The organism is Acidaminobacterium chupaoyuni (assembly GCF_047936785.1).
Lineage (GTDB): Bacteria > Bacillota > Clostridia > Oscillospirales > Butyricicoccaceae > Acidaminobacterium > Acidaminobacterium chupaoyuni.
Map to the genome: position 1 here is coordinate 2,113,159 of NZ_CP176394.1, position 21,348 is coordinate 2,134,506.

Below are 21,348 nucleotides of genomic sequence, written 5' to 3' on the forward strand. Positions count from 1 at the left end.
TTTATTCCTTCGTCTTGCTCTGGATGAAGCGATCCAAATCACCGATGGTTTCTACCTTTTGATCCAGTTCGATCTCAATGCCGATTTCATCCTCTAAATTCATCAGCAGTTCCACGGTATCCAGAGAATCGATTCCCAGCTGAGCGAAAGTGCTTTCAGGCTTGATGGTGGAAATTTCGCAGCCTGTGCGGTCAGCAACAATTTTTGCAATCGTATCAAAATACATTTGAAGATGCCTCCATTCATTTTCAAGCGAGTTTGCGCTTGTTGAACCCCATTATACGAAACCGCCGTTCCTTCAAAAGTCTTTCGCCGTTCCTGCCGCGTTCCAAAATCGGCCTTTTGGAGCAAAATAAAAAGAAAACCGGAAAACTTTTAAAAAGCTTCCCGATTTTCTTTGGTCTGTTCACGCCGTTTTTTAAAACAGCTTATCTTTAAAATAAGAGGTGTTGGCGCAATAGAGCGCCCCCACGGGGTTATGGGCCAAAGCCCTGTCTTTCGTCACCAGCGCCGTGCACATGGCTTCGGAATATTTCATAAACATGGAATCATGGCCCACGCAAAGGCCGATGATCACATTGAACTGTGTTTTTTGCCGGTTGAGCAGCATGGCCTGCGCCACAGGGTTGCACATCACTTCATAGGTCCCGGGGCGCACTTTCTGTTCTTCGGTGATGCCCACGGTTTCTTTGGGAATGCTGCCGGTTTTGCACATCACAGAAACCACCTCTAAGCCATGTTTTCGAAAGATCTCACAGGCGATTTTGGCTTCTTCGTGAAGCCCAGTGCAAAAGGCCACGCCGATTTTCTGAAAATGGTTCTTCTTGCAGAATTCGGCGATTTCGCGAACACGGGGCCATTGGCCGTAACCTTCCGCTTCTACCAGGCAGGAATTCACATAGAATTCTTTATGCTCGGGTTTTAAATATTCCGCCACGGCCTGATCCATCAGCGCCTGCTCATGCATGGGGCAATTTTTGGGCATTTTGCTTTTATCGCCGGTTTTACAGGCTTTCACGGTGCAGCTTGCGCAAGTATACATTTATTCTTTTCCCTCTTTCTGCATTTTCATTTTCGATTCGATAAACCGCAGCATGGCTTCAAAACCTTCCCGCAGATCTTCGCTTTCGAAAGATGCCTTTTCCAGCGGGCACATATCTGTGCCGTCGCGATTGTCGATGCGCTGCGTCAGCTGGCCGTAAGAACAGGGAATTCCATATTCTTCTAACCGCTGTTTGCCCGCTTCGCTCATCACGCGGCCATAAACTTCGGCGGCGCCGCCCAAAATCAGCGCCGTTGCCGCCGCCCGCCCGATCACCTTGTCGGCCACGGCCGCGCCTTTCAGATCTTCGGGATGCTCACGCATCATGGTTAGAATGGGCTTGACGCCGATGCCTTCCAACCGATAAAGAACAGTTCCGTTTTTTTCGATCACACAGGAACAGCCGCTGCTGTTCAACACCTCGATTGCTTGTTTCATCATAAAAAAGCCTCCGCTGAAAACATCGTTTTAAAGCTGCGCCCTCTCGAATCACGATATAAGAACGACTTTATTTTAGTATATCACCCTGTTGAAAAGATTGCAAACAGAGGGCTCTTTGCAATTCTTTTCCCCTCATGTTAAACTATGGTCAGAAAGATTTTTGCAATAACGGAAAGGAGCGTGTCAAGGGATGTTAGGTCTTGCTTTAGAAGGCGGCGGTTCCCGCGGGGCATATCATTTGGGGGTCTACCGCGCCTATACCCAACAAGGTTTTCATTTTGATATGATCACGGGCACTTCCATCGGCGCTGTGAACGCCGCGGTTTTGGCCCAGGGCGACGCCGCCCGTTTAGAAGAAGCCTGGAAAACCCTGAACAACAGCGACATTTTTGATGTGGATAACGAGCGCTACCGCCGCCTGTTTTCGCTGAAGCTCGAAATCGCCGATTTTTCTTATTACCGCGACACCCTATCTAAAGTGGCTTCGGGCGGCGGCGTTGACACCGCGAAAATGGTGAGCCTCATCGACCGTCTGGTGGATAGCGACCGCTTGCTGGCAAGCCCGGTGGATTTCGGCCTTGTCACCGTTTGCACAAGCGATCTGAAGCCCGTGGAATTTTTCAAACACGATATCCCCAAAGAAGATCTGAAAACCTACATCATGGCAAGCGCCACTTTTCCGGGGTTCCAGCCCACCATGATCGATGGAAAACCCTATATCGACGGCGGTTTATATGATAACTGCCCCATGACGATGCTGGCCGCCAAAGGCTGTGACGAGATCATCGCCGTGAGAACTTACGGCCCGGGCGTTTTCCGCCTGCCCAAAGAGAAAGATCTGAAGATCACCGTCATCGAACCTTCCCAGCCCTTGGGGCCCATCATGAATTTTGATCCGCAGGTCTCCGCCGAAAATATCAAAATGGGCTATTATGACGCGCTGCGCCGCCTGCAAACTCTTGCGGGCCGCCTTTATTATATCCGGCGGCCCCGGCAGGATACGGCGTTTGAAGCCTTCTGCCGCCTTCAAGAAGAACAGATCGGCCGCGCCTGCGCCGTCAGCGGATTCGGTTCACAAATGCCCCCGCGCCGCGCGCTGTTTGAAAAATTACTGCCCGCGCTGGCCGCCGAGCTGGAAGTTTCCAAAGAAAGCGATTACACCGATCTGCTGATCGCCATGCTGGAAAACCGCGCCCTGCGGGCCGAGATCGACCGTTTTGCAATTTTTGAGCTGCAAGATTTTTTCACGGCGGTCTGTGCGGCCAAAGCCGCCCCGCCCCCGCGCAAGCCCCTCAATCTGCCCTCTTTGCGCAGACGCCTGCTCACCGCTTCCGACCTTCTGCTGGAAGAACTGCTCTCGCTTTCCGGTTCCCCTCTGCTTCTTTCATGACCGATCACGGCAGCGCCGCAAAACCAAAGGGTTTTGCGGCGTTTTTGATGACGGCCTGTTTTTTGGCCGCGGCCGAAACCCGCTGTTTTTTTCATGAAAGGCCCTTTGGGGCAAGCCTGTTTTTCTTGACAAATTTTGTAGGTATGCTATACTTTCATTGTCTCAAATGAGACAATGAAAGGGGCCTTGCCGTGAATCCTTCTGTTGACCGTTCGCCTTTGCTGGGTTCTTTTTTGTTTGAGGGCGTTGCGCGCCCCCGCGCCGAAGAAATCGCCGCCGCGGCCGCGATCCATTCTTTTTCGCAAGGTGAAATCATTTATTCCGCCGATCGTTTTCGCCGAGCCATCGGCGTTTTGCTGCAGGGCCGCGCGCTGGTGACGAATGCCAGCGGCGTATTATTGAACACTCTGCTGCCGCCCGCCTGTTTCGGCGTGGCCGCGCTGTTTCACCCCATCGATAATTATGTCAGCACCATCACCGCCGGCGAAGAAACGGTGATCGCTTTTTACAGCGACCGGCAGCTGGAACAGCTTTTTGCAAAAGAACCGCTGATCGCCCGCAATTATATCGCCTTTTTATCCGAACGCATCCAGTTTCTCAACGAGAAGATCGGCAGCTTCACCGCCCCCACCGCACAGGCCCGCCTGGCCTATTGGCTTTTGCATCAGCCGCCCGTTTTCACGGTTCCCAGCTTTACCGGGCTTGCCGATCAGCTGAACCTTGGCCGTGCCTCGCTTTATCGCGGGCTGGAACGGCTTCAGGCCCGGGGCTGCATCGGAAAAAACGATTCCACCATACTTGTGAAAAACGCCGTTTTGCTACGGCGTATTGCGTCTTTAGAAGAAAAATAAAAGGAGATTATCGAATGAAACGCTATTTAGCCCTGTTGCTGGCCGCCATGATGCTGTTCACGCTGAGCGCGTGTTCGGCAAAACAAGAGACCGCCCCCGAAAAGAAACCGCAAACCGCGGAAGAACCCAAGCCCGCCGAAAAACTGGATATTCGTGTGGCCGCGCTGAAGGGCCCCACTTCTTTGGGCATGCTGGAACTGATGGATAACGCCAAAAACGGCAAAACCACCAACAATTATGCCTTCACTTTGGCCGGCGCGCCCGATGAACTCACCGGCAGCATCATCAAAGGCGATTTTGATATCGCCGCTGTGCCCACCAACCTTGCTGCCGTTCTTTATAACAAGACCCAGGGCAAAGTGCAGCTGGCGGCGCTGAACACCCTCGGCGTTTTATATCTGGTGGAAAACGGCACAAGCATTCAAAGCATTGCCGATCTGAAGGGCAAAACCGTCTATGCCACCGGCAAAGGTTCCACCCCCGAATTTGCGCTGAACTATATCCTCGAAAAAAACGGCCTCAAGGTGGGCACAGATGTTCAGGTGGAATATAAAACCGAACATACCGAGCTTGCGGCTTTGCTGGCTTCGGGCGGCGCGCAGATCGCTTTGCTGCCCCAGCCCTTTGTCACCAGTGTTCTGATGCAGAACCAAAACGCCCGCGTCGCCTTGGATCTCACCGAAGAATGGGATAAAGTTTCGGATGGAAGCCAGCTGGCCATGGGCTGCGTGATCGTGCAGAAAGCCTTTGCCGATGCCCACCCCGAAGCGCTGAAAGCTTTTCTGAAAGAATATAAGGCCAGCGTTGCCTATGTCACCGATGAGAAAAACCTTGCCGATGCGGCGGCGCTTGCCGAAAGCTTTGAGATCATCAAAGCCCCCGTTGCCCAAAAAGCCATTCCCGAATGCAACATTGTTTATATGGACGGCAGCGAGATGAAACAGGCTGTGGAAGGTTTCTACAAAGTACTTTTCGCCGCCGACCCGACTTCTGTGGGAGGTTCTTTGCCTGATGAAGCCTTTTACCTTAAATAAGGCTCCGGTTTCTGCCATCCAAAAAAAAGCGCGGCTTTTCGCCGTGCTTTTTTGGCTTATCCTGTGGCAGCTGGCCGCCTCCGCCGTTGCGCTTCCGCTGCTGCTGCCCACGCCTCTGGCGGTGGGTGGCCGCCTGGCTTCCCTTGCCGTCACGGCCCCTTTCTGGCGCAGCATCGGCTATAGCCTTTTGCGCATTCTGGGCGGTTTTTCGGGCGGCCTTGTCTGCGGCGCGCTGCTGGCCGCGCTGGCCTTTGCCCTGCCCTGGGTAAAAGCGGTGGTGGATCTGCCCATGGCGGTGATCAAAACAGCGCCCGTGGCATCGTTCATCATTCTGGCGCTGGTCTGGATCTCGGGCAGCCACCTTTCTTTATTCATCTCGTTTTTGATGGTGCTGCCTTTGGTTTATGGCAATGTTCTGCAAGGGCTGCAAAGCGCCGACCCCCAGCTGCTTGAAATGGCGCAGGTCTTTCGTTTTTCGGTTTTTCAGGTGTGGCGCTCCATCTATCTTCCCGCGGCGCTGCCCTCTTTTTATGCCGCGCTGAAAACCGCGCTGGGCTTTGCCTGGAAATCGGGCATCGCCGGCGAAGTGCTGGCCATCCCCTCGGGCGCTTTGGGCACACAGCTTTATCAGGCAAAAGTCGCTTTGGAAACCACCGACCTTTTCGCCTGGACTGCCGTGATCATTTTGCTGTCGATGCTGCTTGAAAAAGCGTTTCTTCGTTTTTTAAAGCCCGTCGTTTCTGCGCAAAGGGGTGACACACCATGATCTCTGTTGAAAATCTCTCTTTTTCTTATGGTTCCACCGTGGTTTTTCGAAATTTTTCGTTTTCTGTTCCCGCCCAGCCGCCGGTTCTGCTTCTCGCGCCTTCCGGCTTTGGCAAAACCACGCTGCTTCGCCTTTTATGCGGTTTGGAAACCCCTTCGGCGGGCAAGATAACCGTTCCCGCGCCGCTGAGCGTCGTGTTTCAGGAAGACCGCCTGATCCCCACGCTGACCTGCCGCAAGAATCTGGCGCTCGTTTTGCCCCAGGGGCAGCCGGTGCCCGAAGAACCGCTTGCCGCTTTGGAAATTGCCGATCTGCTCGATCGCTTTCCCCATCAGCTCAGCGGCGGCCAAAAGCGCCGCTTTGCCATTGCCCGCGCCCTGCTCGCGCCGGCGGAAGCCTACCTGATGGATGAACCGTTCAAAGGGCTCGACCCCGAGCTGAAAGCCAGAACCGCCGCCCTGATCTGCCGCGTCTGCCGCAAAAAACCGCTGCTCGTCATCTCGCACGATCAGGCGGATGCGGCGCTTTTAGGCGCCGAAACCGTTTTGCTTTCTTCTCTGTCTTAGCCGCCGTTCAAAAGGGCCGCCGCATAAAAATGCGGCGGCCCTCTGTTCTTTAGTTTTCCTGCGCCGAAAATTTTTGCGCCGTTAATCAGCCGCGCTTTCGCCGGTTTCCCGTTTTCTCGCGCGCTGCAAAAACTTTGAAAAATCCACTTCCATCACAGCCAGCGAAGCGGTGATCACGGCGCCGCCGACGGCCAGCTCCCAGCCAAACGCGTCATAGCCCACCATCACCGAGATCACGGCGCTGAAAAGGCCTTCCAGCATCATGATCATGCCCGCCGCCGTGGGGGAAGTATGCTGCTGGGCCATCACCTGCATGGTCTGCGCGGCAAAAGAGCAAAGCACCCCCATCACCAGCAGCATCGGCAGCGCGCGCAGCCAATCCACATTGGGCATATGGCCGCCTTCCGCCGCCAGAAAATAAGCCAAGCCGCCCACGGCCTGCACCGCGGCCAGCAAAAACGCCACCACCGTGGGGGGCGTGTCTTTTGTGCCATGGCCAAGATAGACCACCGACCCCGCATAAAAAAGCGCGCTGATCAGCGCAAAAAAATCACCGCGATTCAGGGCCGAAAGCCCGTTCGAAACCATCCCCGAAAGGATGGCTGCCCCCGCCATGGAAAGCACGGCGCAGCAAAAAATCTTTTTCTTGATGGCGACCCGATAAAAGATCATGGCAAAAATAGGCACGAACACCACATAGGTGGAAGAGATGAACGCGCTGTTGGCGGGCGAAGTTTCTTTCATGCCCACCGTCTGCACAAGATATCCGGCAAAATTCAGCAGCCCCGCGATCAGCCCCACTTTCAGCTGGCGGCGGTCGATCTTTGCCAGATCGCGGTGAAAGAACAGCGCGGCCAGCGCCACAAAAACAGCGCCGCGCGCAAAATTGATAAAGCCGGCGGTCACGCCCGTTTCCAGCGCCGCTTTCAGCAAACAGCTGGAAAGCCCCCACAAAACGGCGGTGAAAAACAGCATTCCCTCGGCGGTTTCTTTATTCAGTTTCAGCTTTCCCATACCCTCTTCTGCTTCTCCTTTTTCTATCTGTTACATCGGCTCGGGCAGCGCCTGCCTCACATAAACGCGGCGCACATTGGTATCTTTGCTCAAAATTTCTTTCACTTCAAAGGTGTTGAACGATTTGATCAGCGGCGTCAGCTTTTGATAACCGTAGTTGCGCACATCGAATTCGGGGAAACGGCGCAGCAGGTGGTTGCCGATGGTGCTCAAAGGCACCCATTGCTGGTCATCTTCGGAAGCATCGTCGATGATGGTCAGAATCGCCTGGCGCACCCGTTCCAGCGATGTGCCCGTCACATGTTTCTGCGCCGGCTTTTTGCCGTTTGCGGCGGAAACAGGCGCCAGCACTTCGAGATATTTGAATTTATTGCAGGCGGCGATAAAGGCCGAAGGCGTTTTCTTTTCGCCCATGCCCACAACGATCTTGCCCGATTCACGAAGTCTTGCGGCAAGGCGCGTGAAATCGCTGTCGCTGGAAACGATGCAGAAACCATCCACATTGCCCGCATACAGAATATCCATGGCATCGATGATCATTGCGGAATCGGTGGAATTTTTGCCGGTGGTGTAACCATATTGCTGAATGGGCGTGATGGAATGATCCAGCAGAACGCTTTTCCATGACCCCAGCTCCGGTTTTGTCCAATCGCCGTAAATTCTTTTATAGGTGATGACGCCATCCCCCGAAAGTTCGTCTAAAATAAATTTGATATAGCGGTCTGAAACATTATCCGCATCGATCAGCAGCGCGAAACGGTTATCCTGATTTGCCATGTTATCCCTTTCTTTCCCTTTGATATTCTTTTTTTCAAAAAGCGGCCTTTGTGCCCTCTTCCGTATTGTATCCTTGCGGATCAAAAAATGCGCATGAAACAAAATGAAAAGCGTTACCCCAGATGATATTTTTCCCGCATGATCCGCGCGATCTGTTCTTCCAGATGGATCAGCGAACCGCGCTCGATCAGATAATCGAAGGGGATCACCTTGCCGCCGTTCTGGCGGTATTTTTCCAGCGCCGCGTCGCCGGCTTTGCTTTCAAACAGCAGCGAATCGGGCGAAACCACAATGGCATCATAATTTTCAATGAACCGAATGGTGTTTTGCAGGTCGGTTTCGAAATTGATGGGGTAGCTCTGCTCATGATCTCTGAAATAATTCAGCTGCTCGCAGATGAGGTTCGCAAATTTATTGCTGGAGCAGACAATGCCCAGTTTTGCGGAAGCAGGCAGCGTGGTGATGCTCACGATGGTATGGCGCGAGGGCGACATGGCCACCTTTAAAAGCGGCACAGAAGCCGAAGCCAGGCTGGTGGAGATCTGCTCATAATGGGTCTCGGTGGTCAGAACCAAATCGAAATCGGCCAGAAGATCGGCGGGGTGCTCATCCATGATGATCGTTTCCACCATGAATACCGATACCAGAATATTCGGAAGATACAGCAGTTGTTTTTTGAAGATGGAAAGGGATTCCGGGTTACAATCGATCACCGCCACCCTCACCAAACGGTCGGTGCGTTCCCGTTTGGCCAGCCCCATTTTCAGCATCGTCTCGATTTCCGCAAGGGAAAAATCCCAAAAATCCAGTTTGGCAATGGTCTCATCGATCAGCTCCAGCGCCAAACGCCGCCGCTCGCCGCTGAAATAGGCATGGTCGCCATAAACATAGCTGCCGCTTCCCTGGATCACTTCGATGATGTTGTTATCCGCCAGTTGGGCATAGGCTTTTTTCACCGTGCCCCGGGCAACGCCCAGCTGCAAAGCCAGCTCGCGCTCTGTGGGCAGCCGGTCGCCCGCTTTCAGCGTTCCGGTTTTAATGGCTGTCAAAATCTGCTCGGCCAACTGTTTATAGATCGGTTTGCTTTGATCCAGTTGAAAGGTCATTTCGATCCTTCTCTCACATTGGTATAGTTCCATTATATTTTAATTTACTAAAATAGCAAGTACTTTTTCCCTTTTTTATAAATTGGTTCACTTGCAATAGACCAATTAATTTGAAAAAATGACTAATTATTTTTTATAAAATATTGCTTATTTCACAAAAAATCAAGCTTTTATTGACTTAACAGGCGGTAGTTACTACAATGAAATTGAACCTTTTTCTATTTTAGTGATCCAATTTGGTTCAATATAAAAAACAGCCGCTCAAGGCTGACCGATAGAACAGAAAGTGAGAGATATCCCATGTCTTTAATGATTGACGGCAACCATCTGACCATCGAAGATGTTGTTCGCGTTTGCCGCGGCAACGAAGAAGTAAAGCTCACCGCCGAAGCGGTGGCCAAAGTGAACAAGGCCCGCGCCTATGTGGATGAAAAACTGGCAAAGGGTGCTGTGATCTATGGCCTGACCACCGGTTTTGGCAAATTCAGCGATGTGCTGATCTCTCCCGAAGAAACCGCCCAGCTTCAGCGCAACCTCATCATCAGCCACAGCTGCGCCATGGGCGAACCCCTCAGCCCCGAAATTTCCCGCGCGGTGATGCTGCTGCGCTGCAACGCTTTGAGCAAAGGCAATTCCGGCATCCGCCTTTCCACCATTGAAACCATGCTCAACATGCTCAACAAGGGCGTCACCCCCGTGATTCCCCAGAAGGGCTCTCTGGGCGCTTCGGGCGATCTGGCCCCGCTTTCCCATATGGTGCTGGTGATGCTGGGCGAAGGCGAAGCTTGGTATCAGGGCGAAAGAATGCCTGGCGCGGAAGCCATGAAGAAAGCCGGCATCCCCACCGTTGAACTGGCCGCCAAAGAAGGTCTGGCCCTCATCAACGGCACACAGATCATGACAGCCATCGGCTGCTTTGTGGTGGATGGCGCCGTGAAGCTGATGAAAACAGCCGATATCGCCACCGCTTTGACCGGCGAAGCCTTGCTGGCCATTAAAAAGGCTTATGATCCCAAAGTTCACGCCGTTCGCGGCCATCAGGGCCAGATCGATTGCGCCGCCAATATGCTGCGTCTGCTGGAAGGCAGCGGTCTTGCCGCCGATGTGCAGCCCGGCAAAGTGCAGGATGCTTATTCTCTGCGCTGCGTGCCCCAGGTTCACGGCGCCTGCCGCGACAGCATCAAATATGCCTATGATGTGATCTCCCGCGAGATCAACGCCGTTACCGACAACCCGCTGATTTTCCCCGATGAAGATGATGTGATCTCGGGCGGCAACTTCCACGGCGAACCTGTGGGCCTTGCCATGGATTTCATCGCCATCGCCATCGCCGAACTGGCCGATATTTCCGAGCGCCGCACAGAACGCCTTGTGAACCCCACCTTATCCGGCCTGCCCGCCTTTCTCATCAATCACGGCGGCGTCAATTCCGGCCTGATGATCACCCAGTATGCGGCGGCTTCCATGGTTTCCGAAAACAAAGTGCTGGCTCACCCCGCCTGCGTGGATTCCATCCCCTCTTCCGCCAACCAGGAAGACCATGTGAGCATGGGCACCACCGCCGCCCGCAAAGCCCTTTCCATCCTCGATAATTCTCAAAAAGTGCTCGGCATCGAACTTTTCGCCGCTTCTCAGGCAATGACTTTCCGCGATGAAAGCAAGCTGGGAACCGCCATGACCGCCGTTTACAAACACATCCGCAAGAGCGTTGCGCCTTGGGAAGTTGACGGCATCTCTTATATCGAAATGAACAAATTTGACCGCATGGTCAAATCCGGCGAACTCAACGATCTGGTGGAAGCCACCATCGGAAAACTCAACTAAAGGAGGAGCATTCTTATGCTGTCTAATCAGGAAATCGGCAAAGCGATGACCATTTCGCTGCCCGCCGAACTGCCCGCTTATCCTAAATTTCAAGAAGGCATCCGCCGCGCGCCCGACCGCGGCTATCGCCTGACCGAAGCCCAGACAAAGCTGGCGCTGAAAAACGCCCTGCGTTATGTGCCCGAAGAGCTGCATGAAACTCTGGCGCCCGAATTTTTGGAAGAACTGCGCACCCGCGGCCGCATTTATGCTTACCGCTTCCGCCCCGAAGGCCGCCTTTACGGCAAGCCCATCGAAGAATATAAGGGAAACTGCCTGGAAGGCAAAGCTTTTCAGGTGATGATCGAAAACAACCTCGATTTTGAAGTGGCGCTTTATCCTTATGAACTGGTCACTTATGGCGAGACCGGCAGCGTCTGCCAGAACTGGCTGCAATATCGCCTGATCAAAAAATATCTGGAAGAGCTGCATGACGACCAGACCCTGGTCATCGAATCGGGCCACCCCGTGGGGCTTTTCCCCTCGAAACCCACCGCCCCCCGCGTGATTTTGACAAACGCGCTGATGGTCGGCATGTTTGATAACATCAACGATTGGGAGATCGCCGAACAGATGGGCGTTGCCAACTATGGCCAGATGACCGCCGGCGGCTGGATGTATATCGGGCCGCAGGGCATCGTTCACGGCACCTTCAACACCATTTTGAACGCCGGCCGCAAAATGCTGGGCATCCCCCCCGAAGGCAACCTGGCCGGAAAACTGTTTGTTTCTTCCGGTTTGGGCGGCATGAGCGGCGCTCAGCCCAAAGCCGCCGAAATCGCCGGCGCTGTGGGTGTTTTCGCCGAAGTGGATCTCAGCCGCATCGAAACCCGCCACAAGCAGGGCTGGGTCAACCGCGTCAGCGACAATTTAGAAGAAGTATTCGCCTGGGTCGATGAATTCAAGGCGAAAGGCGAGGCCATGTCCATCGCTTACCACGGCAACATCGTCGATCTGCTGGAATACGCCGCCGAAAAGCATATCCATATCGACCTGCTTTCCGACCAGACTTCCTGCCATAACACCTATGACGGCGGCTATTGCCCCGCCGGCATCACTTTCGAGCAGCGCACGGAAATGCTGCATCACGACCGCGAAAACTTCCACAAAATGATCGACGCCACCCTGCGCCGCCATTTTGAAGCCATTAAAAAGCTCACCGCCGCCGGAACCTATTTCTTCGATTACGGCAACTCCTTTATGAAGGCCGTTTATGACAGCGGCGTGAAAGAGATCTCGAAAAACGGCATCGATGAAAAAGACGGCTTCATCTTCCCCTCTTATGTGGAAGATATCCTGGGGCCGCTGCTGTTTGATTTCGGCTATGGCCCGTTCCGCTGGGTCTGCCTCAGCGGCAAAGAATCCGACCTCGAAAAAACCGACCATGCCGCGATGGATGTCATCGACCCCGACCGCCGCTATCAAGACCGCGACAACTGGGTTTGGGTTCGCGACGCCAAGAAAAACAAGCTGGTCGTGGGCACACAGGCCCGTATCCTCTATCAGGATGCGGAAGGCCGCCGCGATATCGCCCTGCGCTTCAACAAGCTGGTGCGCGATGGCGAGATCGGCCCCGTGATGCTGGGCCGCGATCACCACGATGTTTCCGGCACAGATTCGCCGTTCCGCGAAACTTCCAATATCAAAGACGGTTCCAATGTGATGGCCGATATGGCTGTGCAATGCTTCGCCGGCAACGCGGCTCGCGGCATGAGCCTCTGCGCCCTGCATAACGGCGGCGGCGTGGGCATCGGCAAAGCTATCAACGGCGGCTTCGGTCTGGTTTTGGATGGTTCCGAACGCGTGGATAACATCATCAAAAGCGCCATGATGTGGGATGTTATGGGCGGTGTTGCCCGCCGCAGCTGGGCGCGCAACGAAAACTCGGTTTCCACCAGCGCCGAATATAACAAAAACTACGCCGGCAAAGGCCACATCACCCTGCCCTATGTGGCGAGCGATGAGCTGATCGACCGCGTATTAAAAGCGAGCAAATAAAAAATTAACGGCCGCGCGGCAGAAAAGGTTTTGCCGCGCCCGGTTTGAAAACATCGAAAATAAAGGAGATGCTTTGACCATGGCAAAAATCATTGAATGTGTTCCGAATATCAGCGAGGGCCGCAACAGCGAGATCATCGAAGCCGTTGTAGATACCGTTCGCCAGACCCCCGGCGCCACGCTGCTTGATTATTCTTCCGACCCCAGCCACAACCGCACCGTCATCACTTTTCTGGGCAGCCCCGAAGCCGTTGAAAGCGCCGCTGTCGCGCTGGCCGGCAAAGCGGTGGAACTGATCGACCTCAATCACCACGAAGGCGAACACCCCCGCATGGGCGCGGTGGATGTCATTCCGTTCATCCCCATCAAAGAAGTGACCAAAGAAGAAGCCATCGAACTTTCCAAGCGCGTGGCTTCGGCGCTGAATGAAAAATATCAGCTGCCTTCTTTCCTTTATGAAGATTCCGCTTCGGCCCCCCATCGCGTCAACCTGGCCAAGATCCGCAAAGGCCAGTTCGAAGGCATGGCCGAAAAAGTGCAGCAGCCCGAATGGGAACCCGATTTCGGCGGCAGAAGAATTCATCCCACAGCCGGTGTCGTGGCCGTTGGCGCGCGTATGCCGCTGGTTGCCTTCAACATCAACCTGAGCACTTCGGATGTGGAGATCGCCAGCAAGATCGGCAAGATCATCCGCCGCAGCTCGGGCGGTTTTGATTGCGTCAAAGCGCTGGGCGTGATGCTGGAAGACCGCAATATCGCTCAGGTTTCCATCAACATGACCGATTTCAACCGCACACCGCTTTATCGCGTGTTGGAACTGGTGAAGGCCGAAGCCGCCCGCTGGGGCGTGCATGTGATCGGCACAGAGATCATCGGCCTGACCCCGATGAAGGCGCTGATCGATTCGGCCGAATATTACATGCAGATCGAAAACTTCGATTTTGGCAAGCAAATTCTCGAAAACCACATGCTCTAAGCCTTGGTTTTTGATGATATGACCTATGCGCAGGGCGGGCGAAACGCCCGCCCTGTTTCTTTTATTCCGGTCTCCGTTTACCGAAAAAGCGGTCGCCGCGGCGCGGCGATGGAGCATTTATGCAAAGACTTTTAGTAAAAAACATCGGCCTGCTCTGCACCCCTGTGGGCAGCCATCCCCATGCCGGCCCTCATCAGGGCGCGGTGGAAAAAACAACAGACGCCTGCGTTTTGATCGAAGACGGCAAAATCGTTTATGCCGGTTCGCGCTTAGGGCTTCACCATGATATCAGCGGCGCCAAGATCATCGACGCCATGGGCAAAGTGGTGACCCCGGGGCTGATCGACGCTCACACCCATCTGGTATTCGGCGGCTGGCGCCAGAACGAGATCCCCCTGAAGCTTGCGGGCGCAAGCTATCTGGATATCCTCAAAAACGGCGGCGGCATCCTCAGCACGGTTCGCCACACCCGTGAAGAATCGGCAGGCAAGCTTTATGCCAAAAGCATCGATTTTCTGGATGAAATGCTGGCGCTGGGCATCACCGCCTGTGAAATCAAAAGCGGTTATGGCCTCGATCTTGAAAACGAGATCAAGCAGCTGGAAGTCATTGAACGGCTCAGCGAAGATCATCCCATGGATATCGTGGCCACTTATCTGGGCGCCCACGCTGTTCCCGAAGAATATAAGGGCCGCAGCGCCGATTATCTGCGCCTGATCACCGAAGAAGTGATGCCGGTCGTGGCGCAGCGCAAGCTTGCGAAATATTGCGATGTTTTCTGTGAAACCGGTGTTTTTGACCCGGCAGAAAGCAAGCTGGTTCTGGAATGCGGCAAACAGCACGGGCTGATCCCCAAGATCCATGCGGATGAGATCGATGCCATCGGCGGCGCTCAGCTTTCCGCCGAAGTGGGCGCGGTTTCGGCCGAGCATTTGATCGCCACCAACGAAGAAGGGATGCAGGCCATGGCCAAAGGCGGCGTGATCGCCGATCTGCTGCCCGCCACCTCGTTCTATCTGGGCAAAACTTTCGCCCCCGCCCGCCGCATGATCGAGCTTGAGATCCCCGTTGTCATCGCATCCGATTTCAACCCCGGTTCCTGCCCTTCGCTGAATTTACAGCTGGCCATGAATCTGGGCTATCTGCGCTATCGCATGACCCCCGAAGAAATTTTATGCGCGGTGACCATCAACGCGGCCTGTTCCATCGGTCTTGAAAAAGTCTCGGGCTCTCTGGAACCGGGCAAGCAGGCGGATCTTGTGATCTGGGATGCTCCCGATCTTGAAATGCTGCTCTATCGTTTCGGTTCCAACCAAGTTGACACCGTTATCAAAAACGGTGAAATCGTGATTCGCTGATCTGACATCAGAAAGGAGCAACCTTTATGAAACTTGCTGAAATGACCGTTACCGGTTTTGTTGAATTGCTGGGTTCCGATGCCCCCGCCCCCGGCGGCGGTTCGGTAAGCGCCCTTTGCGCCGCCAACGGCGCAGCGCTCACAGCCATGGTCTGCCGCCTGACCGCCGGCAAAAAAAAGTATCTGGAATCGACCCCGCTGATGGAAGAGATCATCCCGCAGGCGGAAGCTTTGCAAAAGAAGCTCACCGTTTCCATCGATAAAGATACCGAAGCGTTCAATCTGGTTTCCGCGGCTTTCAAAATGCCCAAAGAAACCGATGAAGAAAAAAAGGCGCGCTCGGCCGCCATTCAGGAAGGAACACTGGTTTCTACAAAAGTTCCCTTTGAAACCATGGAACTGACTTTGGAAGTTCTGCGCCTTGCCAAGCAGATGCTGGGCAAATTCAACCAAAACGCCGCCAGCGATCTGGGTGTTGCGGCGCTGAATCTTTCCGCCGCCGTTCGCGGCGCATGGCTGAATGTGCTGATCAATCTGGGTTCGCTGAAAGATACCGAAGCCGCCGCCGATTTCCGCCGCCGCGGCGAAGCCATCGTCAGCGAAGCGGTCTCTCTGGCCGATTTCATCTATCAGGAAATTTCGGCTTCTCTGGCCGAATAAAGCCTGTCTTTCGCTGTTTTTCAGCGTTATCAAAACCGCGCCGCCCCGTTTTGAATGGGGCGGCGCGGTTTTCTTATTTTCTCTTTCGAAAGAAATTTATTCCTGCTTCTGAGGAACCGTGGTCAGGAATTCCTCATCCACCGCTTTTCGATAGGCTTCATCCGTCAGCAAACGCAGCCCCGCAGCGGCCATGGCCTTTGCGGCCTTCATCATCTGCCCATAGGCATATTCCGTATCGGAAGCCTCGGTGAACGCCGTGGAATGGCTGGCGCAGCCCGGTTCCGCCACTTTGAAATAGGTGTGGATAGCCGGCATCACCAGCGTCACATTGCCGATATCCGAAGAACCGTAACGGCCGATTCTGGGGGCGCGCTCCACTTTTTCGCCCTGCTCTTCCAGCGCTTTTTGGATCTCCTGCTCGATATGATCGTTGGGGTAGCGTTCTGCATAACCGCGCTCCAGATGATATTCGGCTTTCGCGCCCGTCAGCTGCTCCACCGCGGCAATAATGCGGCGCAAATGATCCATGATCACATCGCCATCAGCCTGACTTCTGGCGCGGATGGAAAATTCCGCTCTGGCATAATCGGGAATAATGTTGGCCGCCTTGCCCCCATCGGTGATGATGCCGCAGATATTCGCATCCGTCGGCAGAAGCGCCCTGACATTATCAATGGCGGCAAACAGCTGCAACAGGGCATTCAACGCGTTGATGCCCGCTTCCGGCCCGGAAGAGTGGCAGCTTTTGCCGTGAAACGCGATATCGAAATGCACCGTTGCGCGGCCGCCGCGGCCCACCAGGTTTTCTGTGGAGGGGTGCATCATGAGCGAATAACCAATATCTTGAAAAGCGCCTTCTTCCAGCAGAATCACTTTTCCGCCGCCGCCCTCTTCGGCGGGGGTGCCCATCACGACGATCCGGCCGCCAAATCGATCGGCAAGCCGGCTTAAAATCACCCCTGCGCCCACCGCGGCCGAAGCGATGAGATTATGGCCGCAGGCATGGCCGATGCCCGGCAGGCAATCATATTCCGCCAAAAAGGCCACCACCGGCCCGTCGCCTTTTTTGCCCTGATAGCGGGCTTTGAACGCCGTTTTCAGGCTGCCAACCCCGCGCTGCACCGTAAAGCCGTGATTTTCAAGAACACGGCTGCAAGCTTCCATCGCTTTGAATTCCTGAAACCCCAGTTCGGGTTCCGCATGGATCTGTTTTCCCAGCCCAATGATCTCCTGCTGCACTTCCTGCGCTGCCTTTATCAGTTCCTGATCCATTGTCATCGCTCCCTTTTATCCTATTATGATGTGTTTGTTTCCGATCGTTTCGAACGGCGCACCGGGGCCGTTCAAGCCGCCCTTTGAAAGATATTTATGATGCGGCGCGCCGGGGATATGCCCTTCCGTTGTCTCCGCCCATGTTTTCACCCTGTTTTTGCACCTTTTTTCTTTTTTTGTATAGAATAAAAAGAAAGGAGTGATGGGTATGCCCTATTCCGAGCGAGAGCTTCTCGCTCGCTTGATTCAATGCGAATCCGGCGGTGAGGGAGATTCGGGCATGAAGGCGGTGGCTTCGGTGGTGATGAACCGTGTTTATGCCCCCGGCGGGGAATATGCCCGCGTGGGCCGCCAGAGTTTGCGCCGCATTATTTTTCAGGCGGGGCAGTTCGTCTGCGCCGAAGAAGTGAAACACGGCCGGTATAATGCTCAGAATTTATATAACATGAATCCCGAAGAGATCCATTATGCCATCGCCGATTGGGCCATTGCCGGCAATCGTCTGCCGCCCATGGGCCGTTCTCTCTGGTTTTTTAACCCCTATGCGCCGGTCTGCCGCGAAAATTTCCCCAGCGAAATCGGCATTTTTAATGTGCGGATCGGCGATCACTGTTTTTACGATCCGCAAGATACTTATTTTGAAACTTAGGAGTGAAAGGCTATGATTTTTGATAACAGCCCCGCCATGCAGGATCTCGGCCCCAATCCCTCGCCGGATGAACCCATGGAGCATGTGATTCTGCCGCGTTCTTTGGAAGATGTGGAACTGGCCTCTCTGCAAGAGACCCTTGCGGATAATTTGGGCTATTATGTCATTATCGAATTTCTGATCGGCACGAATGGGCTGATCGCAAAAGACGGCATCCTCTATGCCGTTGGCATCAACTATGTCACCCTTTATCAGGAAGAATTCGATCGCTATGTGACCTGCGATATGTATTCCATCAAATTCGTCAACTTTTATAATGCCAAAACCAAACCGCGCAACATCGTTTTTCCCTCTTCCGTGGCCCAGCCGCCCGCCGGTTCTGCGCCGAATGTGCCCCCCATGCGCCCGAGAACCCGCTGAAATGGCATAAAACGGAATCTTCCTCACTTGGAAGATTCCGTTTTCTTTTTTATTCCGCCCGATGCAAAGTGAAAACGGGCTTCATTTCGCCCACGATCTCTTCTTTATGATTGCGCGTCACCGGATGATGAACATCTTCCAGATCTTTCAGATCTTCTTGCGTAAGATAGCCCAGCTGGTGCAGCACCTCTATCACCACCGCGTTGCGGGCCACAGAATTGCCGCTGTCGATTTTAATGGCGATGCCGATGCCTTCTTCTTTGATGCCGATGATAAAGTAACCGTCTGCGCCCGATTTCACAAACAGCTTATCGGGATATTTTTCCATCAACCTTGCGTCAAGGCGGCCCGTGCCGGACATCATCAGCGGGTAATGCGACATGCACCAGGTGATTTTTTGGGCCATGGGGCCATAATGTTCGCCCAGCGTTTCGGGCTTTGCCATGCGCGCAATGCCATAGGCAAACTTGTTCAGCGGCAGCGCATGAACCGGAACGCCGCAGCCGTCTGTTCCCATCACGATCTGCTGAGGGTCAAAATCGCAAATCATGCCGATCATTTTGCGAATGCGCTGCTGAATGGGATGTTCGGGTTTGTAATAATCGGAAAGTTCTTCTCCATAGGCCTGCCCTGTAATCAGCATGCCGGTATGTTTGCCGCTGCAATTGCAATAAATTTCGGTGGGCTTTATGCCTTCACGCTGCATCCGCTCGGCATCCGGCGCATAAAACGGATAATGAACGCCGCATTGCAGATAAGATTCATCCAGCCCCGCTTTGGCAAGCACGCGGCGCACCGCTTCCACATGCATCTGTTCGCCATTATGCGAAGCGCAGCAAAGGGAAATTTCTTCATCTGTCAGCCCAAATTTCTGCGCGGCGCCGCTTTCCATCATGCACATGGCCTGAAGCGGTTTTGCGGAAGAACGGGCGTTTGCGAAGCGGTAAGGATCGCCGCAGGACCACAGCAGTTTTCCTGTGCTATCCACCACGGCGATATGGCCGGTATGCAGCATATCTTCCAAAGGTCCGCGGTATGTTTTCACTAAAATTTCCATTATTCCACCATTCCCTCTATCTCAAAATTTAAAATTGCTTTCTTAAAATTGCCTTTATCACAGCAGAATTTTTCATATTATGCCGCACCGTGTGTCTTTGCAGGCGCCACAGGCGGGCCGTGAAATTGGTATAATAACCGCTATGCGGTTATTATACCATGAATGCGAAGCATGAATGGTATAAAGTGGCCGTCGCCGTAGGCGGGCCGTGAAATTGATATAATAACCGCTATGCGGTTATTATACCATGAATGCGAAGCATGAATGGTATAAAGTGGCCGTCGCCGTAGGCGGGCCGTGAAATTGATATAATAACCGCTATGCGGTTATTATACCATAGCTTTGTTCAGGGGTAAACCAAAACAGGGCTGTTTTTCCGATCATGTTGAACAAAACGGCCCATAAAAATTGAACGCTATGGAGAATTTGCAATTGGTAAGCTTCGAAACCTTGATTTTGCCTTTCACAGCGCTCATAATAATATCATAAAAGATCACTGGCCAAACGGCCGTCATATAGGAGGAGGAATCTGACATGAATTATGAAATTTCGCCCGCAATTTCACTGATGCTTCAGAATTTGCTTTCGCAGCAAAAAGTGAAAGAAGCCTTGGCTTTCATTGAAAAGGATGCCGATCAAACGCTTGAAAACCAAATCGAGCTGACAAAGATCGAAGCACCCACTTTCCACGAAGCCAAAAAAGCCGCCCGTTATCGCGAATTTTATGAAGAACTCGGGCTTTCGGATGTGCATATCGACAGCGCAGGCAATGTGATCGGCGTGCGCAAAGGCACAGGAAACGGCCCCAAAATTCTGATGGAAGGCCATATGGATACCGTGTTCCCGCTGGGCACGAAAATCGAGCCCCGCATGGAAGGCACCCGTGTTTATGCCCCCGGCATTTCCGATGATACCCGCGGCATCGTGGTTCCGCTTTCCGTTATTCGCGCTCTGAACGCCGCCCAGATCCAAACCGAAGGCGATCTGATCTTTATGGGCACGGTGGAAGAAGAAGGCATCGGTTCTTTTGGCGGCATCCTGAAATTTTTAGAAGAAAACACCATTGATGCCAGCATCGATGTGGATGGCGGCAGCGCCGAAGGCATCGTTTTTGAAGCAACGGGGCATATGACCTGTGAAGCAACTTTCCATGGCATCGGCGGCCATGCCCACGGCTCTTTCGGCAAAGTGGCAAACCCCCTCAACGCCGCCGCCCGCGCTGTGGCAAAAATCGCCGATTTCCAAGTTCCCGAAGATCCCAAAACTTCATTCTGCGTTTCCAACTTCCATGCGGGCAACGATGCCGGCATCCATGCCATCGTTCCCGAAGCTACCATCAAATTCAATTTCCGCTCTGATTCTCAAGAAGTTCTGGATGAACTTTATCAAAGGATCTTGAAAGCGCTTCAGGAAGCCTGTGATGAAGAAACCGCGCGCTGGGGCAAAGATACCATCACATTCACTCACAAGCGCTATTGCAATGTTCCCGCGGGCAAGCAAGAGCCCCACGCTCCCATTGTAGAAGCCACCTATGCCATTATCCGTTCGCTGGGTTACGACCCCATGTTCTTCCATGGCGGTTCCACCAACGCCAATATGCCCATCGGCAAAAAGATCCCCGCCGTTTGCCTGGGCATGGGCTCGCTGGATAGCCACGCCCACCGTCTGGATGAATTTTTTGAAACCAAAAACGCGTTCCATGGTGTGCAGCAGGCCTTTTTGCTGGCCCTGATGCTGGCAGGCGTTTCCGGCGTTTCCAAACCTCTGGCGCTTTAAATCGCTTTTTCTCCTCTCTTAAAGGGCCGCCGCAAAATGATTTTGCGGCGGCCCTTTTTTGTCATTTTATTGTTTTTATTCTGAAAATTTGAGCCGGCACCCGCTTAAGCGGTAAAGCCGGCGGCGAAAATTTCACAAAGTTCTTGAAACGGATTTTTCTTTTCTCTCCTCCAGCCGGCAGCGGGATGGCTTCTCTCTTTACTTTTGCAATCCACTCCCGGCGGCGCCAAGCCCGCGCTTCACACCCTGTTCACCGCAGCGCATTGCGAAGCAATGGGCGTTCAAATGTGCCGGGCACAAGCTGATATAAACAAAAACAGCGGCAGGTTCCTT

The 21,348-nt window shown here is 53.6% G+C and carries 21 protein-coding genes; 13 read left to right on the forward strand and 8 right to left on the reverse strand.

Going from position 1 to position 21,348, the window contains the following annotated elements; genetic code table 11:
• Position 1: 1 nt before the first annotated feature.
• The 3 genes from ACJA3I_RS10175 to ACJA3I_RS10185 all read right to left on the reverse strand — a co-directional run bounded on the left by ACJA3I_RS10175 (position 2) and on the right by ACJA3I_RS10185 (position 1,483).
• Entirely contained in the window at positions 2–226 is a 225-nt protein-coding gene (locus ACJA3I_RS10175) for an acyl carrier protein (RefSeq protein ID WP_458862486.1), read from the reverse strand.
• Between the two features lie 192 nt (positions 227–418).
• Positions 419–1,042, reverse strand: a complete 624-nt coding sequence (locus tag ACJA3I_RS10180; RefSeq protein ID WP_458862487.1) for a DUF1847 domain-containing protein — start codon at positions 1,040–1,042, stop codon at positions 419–421.
• Entirely contained in the window at positions 1,043–1,483 is a 441-nt protein-coding gene (locus tag ACJA3I_RS10185) for a DUF1893 domain-containing protein (RefSeq protein ID WP_458862488.1), read from the reverse strand.
• A 190-nt stretch (positions 1,484–1,673) separates the two neighbouring features.
• Between ACJA3I_RS10185 and ACJA3I_RS10190 the strand changes: the two genes are divergently transcribed.
• The 5 genes from ACJA3I_RS10190 (at position 1,674) to ACJA3I_RS10210 (ending at position 6,090) form a co-directional block, all read left to right on the forward strand.
• Positions 1,674–2,873, forward strand: coding sequence for a patatin-like phospholipase family protein (locus tag ACJA3I_RS10190; RefSeq protein ID WP_458862489.1), 1,200 nt, complete (start codon positions 1,674–1,676; stop codon positions 2,871–2,873).
• A gap of 191 nt (positions 2,874–3,064) precedes the next feature.
• Positions 3,065–3,724, forward strand: a complete 660-nt coding sequence (locus ACJA3I_RS10195) for a Crp/Fnr family transcriptional regulator (protein ID WP_458862490.1) — start codon at positions 3,065–3,067, stop codon at positions 3,722–3,724.
• A gap of 14 nt (positions 3,725–3,738) precedes the next feature.
• Complete coding sequence (locus ACJA3I_RS10200; protein ID WP_458862491.1) at positions 3,739–4,758, forward strand: ABC transporter substrate-binding protein; 1,020 nt, start codon at positions 3,739–3,741, stop codon at positions 4,756–4,758.
• Complete coding sequence (locus ACJA3I_RS10205; RefSeq protein WP_458862492.1) at positions 4,736–5,524, forward strand: ABC transporter permease; 789 nt, start codon at positions 4,736–4,738, stop codon at positions 5,522–5,524. The genes ACJA3I_RS10200 and ACJA3I_RS10205 overlap by 23 nt, the downstream gene beginning before the upstream one ends.
• On the forward strand, positions 5,521–6,090 hold the full coding sequence (locus tag ACJA3I_RS10210) for an ATP-binding cassette domain-containing protein (protein WP_458862493.1): 570 nt from the start codon (positions 5,521–5,523) through the stop codon (positions 6,088–6,090). Before ACJA3I_RS10205 ends, ACJA3I_RS10210 begins: the two co-directional genes overlap by 4 nt.
• Before the next feature lie 81 nt (positions 6,091–6,171).
• Here the strand turns inward: ACJA3I_RS10210 and ACJA3I_RS10215 are convergent, their stop codons facing one another.
• From ACJA3I_RS10215 to ACJA3I_RS10225, 3 genes are all read right to left on the reverse strand, one after another.
• The gene (locus ACJA3I_RS10215) at positions 6,172–7,104 is read right to left on the reverse strand and encodes a DMT family transporter (RefSeq protein WP_458862494.1); all 933 of its coding nucleotides are present in this window, start codon (positions 7,102–7,104) and stop codon (positions 6,172–6,174) included.
• 30 nt (positions 7,105–7,134) lie between these two features.
• Positions 7,135–7,881: an NYN domain-containing protein gene (locus ACJA3I_RS10220; RefSeq protein WP_458862495.1), complete on the reverse strand. Its 747-nt coding sequence runs from the start codon at positions 7,879–7,881 to the stop codon at positions 7,135–7,137.
• Positions 7,882–7,994: 113 nt separating this feature from the next.
• Complete coding sequence (locus ACJA3I_RS10225) at positions 7,995–8,987, reverse strand: GntR family transcriptional regulator (protein WP_458862496.1); 993 nt, start codon at positions 8,985–8,987, stop codon at positions 7,995–7,997.
• Positions 8,988–9,287: 300 nt separating this feature from the next.
• Here ACJA3I_RS10225 and hutH point away from each other — a divergent pair, with 300 nt between their 5' ends.
• The 5 genes from hutH to ACJA3I_RS10250 all read left to right on the forward strand — a co-directional run bounded on the left by hutH (position 9,288) and on the right by ACJA3I_RS10250 (position 15,841).
• Positions 9,288–10,811 carry a histidine ammonia-lyase gene (gene hutH / locus ACJA3I_RS10230; protein ID WP_458862497.1) on the forward strand — a complete coding sequence of 508 codons (1,524 nt, stop codon included), beginning with the start codon at positions 9,288–9,290 and terminating at the stop codon, positions 10,809–10,811.
• 15 nt (positions 10,812–10,826) lie between these two features.
• The gene (locus tag ACJA3I_RS10235) at positions 10,827–12,848 is read left to right on the forward strand and encodes a urocanate hydratase (RefSeq protein WP_458862498.1); all 2,022 of its coding nucleotides are present in this window, start codon (positions 10,827–10,829) and stop codon (positions 12,846–12,848) included.
• Between the two features lie 79 nt (positions 12,849–12,927).
• The gene (gene ftcD / locus ACJA3I_RS10240) at positions 12,928–13,824 is read left to right on the forward strand and encodes a glutamate formimidoyltransferase (RefSeq protein WP_458862499.1); all 897 of its coding nucleotides are present in this window, start codon (positions 12,928–12,930) and stop codon (positions 13,822–13,824) included.
• Between the two features lie 119 nt (positions 13,825–13,943).
• On the forward strand, positions 13,944–15,182 hold the full coding sequence (gene hutI, locus ACJA3I_RS10245) for an imidazolonepropionase (protein WP_458862500.1): 1,239 nt from the start codon (positions 13,944–13,946) through the stop codon (positions 15,180–15,182).
• A 26-nt stretch (positions 15,183–15,208) separates the two neighbouring features.
• The gene (locus ACJA3I_RS10250; RefSeq protein ID WP_458862501.1) at positions 15,209–15,841 is read left to right on the forward strand and encodes a cyclodeaminase/cyclohydrolase family protein; all 633 of its coding nucleotides are present in this window, start codon (positions 15,209–15,211) and stop codon (positions 15,839–15,841) included.
• 96 nt (positions 15,842–15,937) lie between these two features.
• Here ACJA3I_RS10250 and ACJA3I_RS10255 read toward each other — a convergent pair whose 3' ends face one another.
• A complete protein-coding gene (locus tag ACJA3I_RS10255) occupies positions 15,938–17,113 on the reverse strand; it encodes an amidohydrolase (RefSeq protein WP_458862502.1) in 1,176 nt (391 codons plus the stop codon).
• A gap of 208 nt (positions 17,114–17,321) precedes the next feature.
• Here ACJA3I_RS10255 and ACJA3I_RS10260 point away from each other — a divergent pair, with 208 nt between their 5' ends.
• Positions 17,322–17,762, forward strand: coding sequence for a cell wall hydrolase (locus ACJA3I_RS10260; RefSeq protein WP_458862503.1), 441 nt, complete (start codon positions 17,322–17,324; stop codon positions 17,760–17,762).
• 12 nt (positions 17,763–17,774) lie between these two features.
• Positions 17,775–18,182 (forward strand): hypothetical protein, encoded by a 408-nt coding sequence (locus ACJA3I_RS10265; protein ID WP_458862504.1) that lies wholly within the window; start codon positions 17,775–17,777, stop codon positions 18,180–18,182.
• Between the two features lie 49 nt (positions 18,183–18,231).
• Here ACJA3I_RS10265 and ACJA3I_RS10270 read toward each other — a convergent pair whose 3' ends face one another.
• Positions 18,232–19,239 (reverse strand): asparaginase, encoded by a 1,008-nt coding sequence (locus ACJA3I_RS10270; RefSeq protein ID WP_458862505.1) that lies wholly within the window; start codon positions 19,237–19,239, stop codon positions 18,232–18,234.
• A 534-nt stretch (positions 19,240–19,773) separates the two neighbouring features.
• Here ACJA3I_RS10270 and ACJA3I_RS10275 point away from each other — a divergent pair.
• Positions 19,774–21,015 (forward strand): M20/M25/M40 family metallo-hydrolase, encoded by a 1,242-nt coding sequence (locus tag ACJA3I_RS10275; RefSeq protein ID WP_458862506.1) that lies wholly within the window; start codon positions 19,774–19,776, stop codon positions 21,013–21,015.
• Positions 21,016–21,348: the final 333 nt, after the last annotated feature.

Coding starts and splice junctions, on each gene's coding strand:
- hutI (WP_458862500.1), top strand. CDS start 13,944: ATGCAAAGACTTTTAGTAAAAAACATCGGCCTGCTCTGCACCCCTGTG.
- ACJA3I_RS10235 (WP_458862498.1), top strand. CDS start 10,827: ATGCTGTCTAATCAGGAAATCGGCAAAGCGATGACCATTTCGCTGCCC.
- ACJA3I_RS10275 (WP_458862506.1), top strand. CDS start 19,774: ATGAATTATGAAATTTCGCCCGCAATTTCACTGATGCTTCAGAATTTG.
- ACJA3I_RS10200 (WP_458862491.1), top strand. CDS start 3,739: ATGAAACGCTATTTAGCCCTGTTGCTGGCCGCCATGATGCTGTTCACG.
- ACJA3I_RS10220 (WP_458862495.1), bottom strand. CDS start 7,881: ATGGCAAATCAGGATAACCGTTTCGCGCTGCTGATCGATGCGGATAAT.
- ACJA3I_RS10205 (WP_458862492.1), top strand. CDS start 4,736: ATGAAGCCTTTTACCTTAAATAAGGCTCCGGTTTCTGCCATCCAAAAA.
- ACJA3I_RS10260 (WP_458862503.1), top strand. CDS start 17,322: ATGCCCTATTCCGAGCGAGAGCTTCTCGCTCGCTTGATTCAATGCGAA.
- ACJA3I_RS10250 (WP_458862501.1), top strand. CDS start 15,209: ATGAAACTTGCTGAAATGACCGTTACCGGTTTTGTTGAATTGCTGGGT.
- ACJA3I_RS10215 (WP_458862494.1), bottom strand. CDS start 7,104: ATGGGAAAGCTGAAACTGAATAAAGAAACCGCCGAGGGAATGCTGTTT.
- ACJA3I_RS10270 (WP_458862505.1), bottom strand. CDS start 19,239: ATGGAAATTTTAGTGAAAACATACCGCGGACCTTTGGAAGATATGCTG.
- ACJA3I_RS10175 (WP_458862486.1), bottom strand. CDS start 226: ATGTATTTTGATACGATTGCAAAAATTGTTGCTGACCGCACAGGCTGC.
- ACJA3I_RS10185 (WP_458862488.1), bottom strand. CDS start 1,483: ATGATGAAACAAGCAATCGAGGTGTTGAACAGCAGCGGCTGTTCCTGT.
- ACJA3I_RS10255 (WP_458862502.1), bottom strand. CDS start 17,113: ATGGATCAGGAACTGATAAAGGCAGCGCAGGAAGTGCAGCAGGAGATC.
- ftcD (WP_458862499.1), top strand. CDS start 12,928: ATGGCAAAAATCATTGAATGTGTTCCGAATATCAGCGAGGGCCGCAAC.
- ACJA3I_RS10265 (WP_458862504.1), top strand. CDS start 17,775: ATGATTTTTGATAACAGCCCCGCCATGCAGGATCTCGGCCCCAATCCC.
- ACJA3I_RS10190 (WP_458862489.1), top strand. CDS start 1,674: ATGTTAGGTCTTGCTTTAGAAGGCGGCGGTTCCCGCGGGGCATATCAT.
- ACJA3I_RS10180 (WP_458862487.1), bottom strand. CDS start 1,042: ATGTATACTTGCGCAAGCTGCACCGTGAAAGCCTGTAAAACCGGCGAT.
- ACJA3I_RS10225 (WP_458862496.1), bottom strand. CDS start 8,987: ATGACCTTTCAACTGGATCAAAGCAAACCGATCTATAAACAGTTGGCC.
- ACJA3I_RS10210 (WP_458862493.1), top strand. CDS start 5,521: ATGATCTCTGTTGAAAATCTCTCTTTTTCTTATGGTTCCACCGTGGTT.
- hutH (WP_458862497.1), top strand. CDS start 9,288: ATGTCTTTAATGATTGACGGCAACCATCTGACCATCGAAGATGTTGTT.